7 protein-coding genes are annotated in these 4,792 nt (G+C 73.7%); 2 read left to right on the top strand and 5 right to left on the bottom strand.

Going from position 1 to position 4,792, the window contains the following annotated elements; translation table 11 throughout:
- From HW577_RS20870 to HW577_RS20860, 3 genes are all read right to left on the bottom strand, one after another.
- A partial coding sequence (locus HW577_RS20870) for a sensor histidine kinase (protein WP_474100253.1) occupies window positions 1-907 on the bottom strand: 907 nt, incomplete at its 3' end.
- Window positions 907-1,569, bottom strand: a complete 663-nt coding sequence (locus HW577_RS20865) for a response regulator (protein WP_198378048.1) — start codon at window positions 1,567-1,569, stop codon at window positions 907-909. The genes HW577_RS20870 and HW577_RS20865, both read right to left, overlap by 1 nt.
- On the bottom strand, window positions 1,569-1,958 hold the full coding sequence (locus tag HW577_RS20860; RefSeq protein WP_232475107.1) for a PepSY domain-containing protein: 390 nt from the start codon (window positions 1,956-1,958) through the stop codon (window positions 1,569-1,571). The genes HW577_RS20865 and HW577_RS20860 overlap by 1 nt, the downstream gene beginning before the upstream one ends.
- A 52-nt stretch (window positions 1,959-2,010) precedes the next feature.
- On the opposite strand from HW577_RS20860, the gene HW577_RS20855 reads away from it, so the two are divergent.
- Complete coding sequence (locus tag HW577_RS20855) at window positions 2,011-2,325, top strand: PepSY domain-containing protein (protein ID WP_198378047.1); 315 nt, start codon at window positions 2,011-2,013, stop codon at window positions 2,323-2,325.
- A 17-nt stretch (window positions 2,326-2,342) separates the two neighbouring features.
- Window positions 2,343-2,882 carry a cytochrome b gene (locus tag HW577_RS20850; protein ID WP_198378046.1) on the top strand — a complete coding sequence of 180 codons (540 nt, stop codon included), beginning with the start codon at window positions 2,343-2,345 and terminating at the stop codon, window positions 2,880-2,882.
- Window positions 2,883-2,955: 73 nt separating this feature from the next.
- Here HW577_RS20850 and HW577_RS20845 read toward each other — a convergent pair whose 3' ends face one another.
- On the bottom strand, window positions 2,956-3,741 hold the full coding sequence (locus HW577_RS20845; protein WP_198378045.1) for an ABC transporter permease: 786 nt from the start codon (window positions 3,739-3,741) through the stop codon (window positions 2,956-2,958).
- Window positions 3,738-4,792, bottom strand: a 1,055-nt coding sequence (locus HW577_RS20840) for an ABC transporter permease (protein WP_198378044.1), incomplete at its 5' end; no start/stop codon positions are given. The genes HW577_RS20840 and HW577_RS20845, both read right to left, overlap by 4 nt.

Genomic DNA, 4,792 nt, shown 5'->3' with positions numbered 1-4,792 from the left:
CGACGGTGCTTGCCGCGCTTGCCGCGACCCGCGCCGCGGTCCGCGCGCGGGCGAGGTGGTGGTGCACCAGCCGCTCCAGCGCCGCGGCCTCCGCGCGGGCGGCGGCAAGGTCGGGCGCGCCGCCCTCGAGTGCGTTGCGCAGCACCGCGAGCGGCGTCTTGAGCGCGTGGGCGAGGTTGCCGACATGCGTGCGCGCGCGCTCGATCGTGGCGCGGTTGCCGGCGATCAGCGCATCCATCTCCGAGACCAGCGGTGCGATTTCGCTCGGCGCGTCGAGGTTGAGCCGCTGCCGCGTGCCGGCGCGCACCTCCGCCAGCGCGCGGCGGATGCGGCGCAGCGGCGCGAGTCCGGCGACAACCGTCGCCACGACGCCGCCAACCAGCCCGATGCCCAGGACGGCGAAGGCTGCCAGCAGGACGGCGCGCAGGCGCGCGATCTCGGCCTCGGTCGCGGTGCGCGACAGCGCCACGGCGACATGGGCGGGCGCGGCGGCGCCCGGCAGCATGACGTCGCGTTCGGCGAGGCGCAGCCGCTCCCCGCGCGGGCCGACCGTGTCGCGCAGCAGCACGCCCGCATGGCCCGCGCTCGCCGGCGGAAGGGCCTGATCCCACAGCGAGCGCGAGGTGCTGACGGCGCCGTCGGACGCGGTGACCTGCCAGTAGGCGCCCGAGAAGGGTCGTTCGAAATCAGCCCCGGCCGGCGCGCGCGCCACGACGATGCGTCCGGCCGCGTCGAGCGCCGCCGCCGCGACGGCGGCGTCGAGCAGGGTTTCCAGCCGCGCGTCGAAGGCGGCCTCCACCTGGCGCACGGCGATGCCGGTGACGAACCAGGACGCTGCGCCGAGCCCGGCGGCAACCCACAGCCCCGCAGCGAGACCGAGCCGAAGCGCGAGGGAGCCTGGGCGCATCACGGCGCCGGAACCAGCCGGTACCCCTGGCCGCGCAACGTCTCGATGATTCCCTCGCCCAGCTTCCGGCGCAGGCGGCCGACCACGACCTCCAGCGTGTTGCTGTCGCGGTCGAAATCCTGCGCGTAGAGATGCTCGGTGAGTTCGGTCTTGGACACCACCTGCCCGGCATGCAGCGCGAGGTAGGACAGCAGCCGGTACTCGAGCCCGGTCAGCTTCACCGCCCGGCCGTCGAGCGTGACGCGCTGCCCCGCCGTGTCCACCAGCAGCCGTCCGAGCGCGATCTCCGGCCGGCTGCGTCCATGCGCACGGCGCACCAGGGCCTGGATGCGCGCGACCAGCTCCGGCATTGCGAAGGGCTTGGTGAGGTAGTCGTCCGCGCCGGCGTTCAGCCCCGCGACCTTCTCGCTCCAGCCATCGCGCGCCGTCAGGATCAGCACCGGCATGTCGCGCCCCGCCGCGCGCCAGCGGCGCAGCACGGAGGCGCCGTCGAGCCGCGGCAATCCGAGGTCCAGCACCACTGCGTCGTAGGGCTCGGTGTCGCCGAGGAAATGGCCTTCTTCCCCATCCGCCGCGCAGTCCGCGACGAAGCCGGCCTCCGCCAGCGCGGCGATGAGCTGGCCGGCGAGGGCGGCATGGTCCTCGACCACCAGCACGCGCATCAGGGCCGTTCCTGGACAGGTCCGCGACTGCGCAGCAGGGCCCCCGTGGCCGCATCGAACCTGAGCTCGAAGACGCGCCCGGAGGGCGGGAGGATCTTCACCTCATAGATCCAGCGGCCGTCGTCGCGCTCGAGCTCGGTCTCGATGACCGTGCCGAGATAGCGGCGCTCGACCTCGACCAACAGCGCGGCCAGGGGTCGGATTTCCCCGGCGGCGAGCGCAGCGCGGGCACGCTCGTGGTCGCGCCTGTCATCGGCGCGGGCCGAGGCGGAGAACGCGGCGAGGAAGGGCAGACAAAGAAGGGCGCGGCGCATCCTGGCAGGCTCGTCGATCCAAACTGAACGGCGGCTGAACGGGTCCGTCAGCACCGGTTCAGGCGCGGCGGCCAAGGATGCGCCCCATTGCGGATCCGCCGCAATCCGAAGCCACGGAGAGACCCTCATGACGAAGTTCCGCCCCGCCGCCGCCCTGGCCCTCGCGCTGGCCGCCACCATGCCGCTCGCCCCCGCCTTCGCTTCCTCCGGCGACCGCGACAGCCGCGAGACGCGCCGCGTCGAGGAGAACCGCGCCCTCGCAGCCGCGCCTGTGGACGCCGCGGCCGCCATCGCCGCCGTCCGGGCCGCCGGCCATGGGACGGTGCGCGAGATCGAGTGGGATCGTGGCCGGTGGGAGGTGAAGACGGTCAACGCCGAAGGCCGCCAGGCGAGCTTCCACGTCGATGCGACCAGCGGCGCCGTCACCGCCCGCAATCGCTGAACGAAGGAGCCCCGGTGATGGCGACGGATGAAGGGATGCAGCCCCATGGCGCGGTCACCCGCGCCATCCACTGGGGCACCGCGCTGCTGGTGCTGTCGGCCTGGGTGGTCGGCAGCACCATGGAGGAATTCCCGCGCGGCGGAGGCCGCGAGCTTGCCATGCAGGTGCACTACAGCCTCGGCGTGCTCGTGCTCGGCTTCGCGGCGCTGCGCGTCGCCTGGCGCGCCGTCTCGCCGCCGCCGCGGCCCAATGGGCCCACCTGGCAGCGCCTCGCGGCGCGGGGCATGCACCTCGCGCTGATCCTTCTGACGGTCGGGCTGCCGCTCACAGGCCTGTTCGATCGCTGGGCACGTGGGCGCGCGGTCACGGTCTTCGGCGGCATCCCGCTGCCGGCGCCCTTCCCGATGCCGGGCGGCAGACTGTGGGGCGAGGCGCATGAGGTGCTCGCGGACCTTCTGCTGGCGGCCATCGCGGCGCACGTCCTGGCGGCCCTGTGGCACCAGTTCGTCCTCAAGGACCGCATGCTGACCCGCATGATGCCCTTGCGGCAGCGCTGACGACGACGGCACGCCCCCGATGCTGCGCCGGGCCTGTCGTGGCGGCTTCACTTAGGATGGCGGGGAGGAAGGTTCACCCTCCCCCGCCCTGCCTCCTTTTCTGCAACCACCCCACGACCGCCAGCAGCAGTACCGACAGCAGCACCAGCATCGCCGCCGCCGCCGTCGTCGTCAGGCTGATCTGGTCGTTCAGCCCGGCGAACATCTGCCGCGGCAGGGTGCGCTGGGCGGGGCCCGCGATGAACAGCGCCACCACCACCTCATCCAGCGATGTGGCGAAGGCGAAGACCGCCCCGGCCACCACGCCCGGCGCGATCTGCGGCAGGCAGACGCGGAAGAAGGCGCGCAGCGGCCCCGCGCCGCAGGCGGATGCCGCGCGCAGCTGCACCGGGTCGAAGGCCTCGAGCGAGGCGAGCACCGTCACCACCACGAAGGGCGCGCCGAGCGCGGCATGCGCGATCACCATCCCCGCATGGGTCGCGACCAGCCCGATCGGCCCGAAGGCGAGCAGCAGCGCCACCGCGATGACGATCACCGGCACCACCATCGGCGCCAGCACGATGCCCATCGCGACGGTCCGGAAGCGTCCCTTCATCCGCCACAGCCCGAAGGCCGCCGGCGTGCCGAGCAACGTCGCCAGCGCCGCCGCGGCCAGCCCGATGCCGAGCGAATTCCACACCGCCGGCAGCCAGAAATCCGAGCCGAAGAAATCCCGGTACCAGCGCAGCGACAGCCCCGGCAGGGGATAGGACAGGAACGACCCGGCGGAGAAGGACAGCGGCACGATCGCCACGATCGGCGCCAGCAGGAACACCGCCACCAGCACGCCCGCCACCCAGGTCACGGCACGCGCCATCATGCCGCCCCCAGCCGGCGGAACCCGGCCAGCCGCCCATACAGCGCGACGCACAGCCCGACCGCGACCAGCAGCAGGATCGACAGCGCCGCTGCCAGCCCCCAGTTCACCGACCGCGTCGCGTAGAAGCCCACGAACCAGGCGAGCATCTGGTCGTTCGGCCCGCCGAGCAGCGCCGGCGTCACGTAGAAGCCGAGCGCCTGGATGAACACCAGCAGGCAGCCCGCGCCGATGCCGGGCAGGCAGAGCGGCAGCGTCACGCGCAGGAACACCCGCCAGGGCGGCGCGCCGAGCGAGGCCGCCGCGCGCGGCAGGCGCGGGTCCAGCGCGCGGAACGAAGCGACCAGCGGCAGCACCATGAAGGGCAGCAGGATGTGCACCATCGCCAGCACCACGGCGAAGCGGTTCATCATCAGCGGCAGCGGCGCGTCGATCATCCCCGTCGCGGCCAGCGTCGCGTTCACCACCCCTTCGCGCTGCAGCAGCACCATCCAGGCGGCGGTGCGCACCACCAGCGAGATCCAGAAGGGCAGCATCACCGCGCCCAGCAGCAGCACGGACGCCGCCCCTCGCGTCGTCGCGATCAGCCAGGCGATCGGCCAGGCGAGCAACAGGCAGGCGGCCGTGACCAGCAGCGAGATCCACAGGCTGCGCAGCAGCACCGCGCGGAACACCGACTGGTCCTCCGGCGCGGCGCGGATCGCCCCCGCCGCATCCTGCCGCAGGTCGAGCGCCGTCAGGGTGTGGAAGGAGGAGAGCGGCCCGGCCGCGCGCAGGATGGCGCCCCAGGTCTCGACATCGCCCCACTCCTCGCTGATGGCGATCAGCGCGGCGCGGGCGGGGCCCTGGAACGGGGCCTCCACCCGCCGCGCCGTCATCGGCAGCAGGCCGCGGAAGCCCGGCTTGTCGGCGTTCAGCCGCGCCGCGGCGCGGGCGATGCTGCCCGCCCCCGTCTCGCGGTCCCGCGCGCGGGCCGCTCGAAGGTCCTCGACCAGCGCGGCGAAGGCGGCTTCCTCGGGCAGGCCGCGCCCGTCCCAGGCCGACAGCGCGGCGG

Source organism: Neoroseomonas rubea, from assembly GCF_016106015.1.
In the GTDB taxonomy this organism is placed as follows: Bacteria; Pseudomonadota; Alphaproteobacteria; order Acetobacterales; family Acetobacteraceae; genus Neoroseomonas; species Neoroseomonas rubea.
The sequence above is the reverse complement of the archived record's forward strand: the minus strand, read 5'-3'. Positions and strand labels throughout refer to the sequence as shown.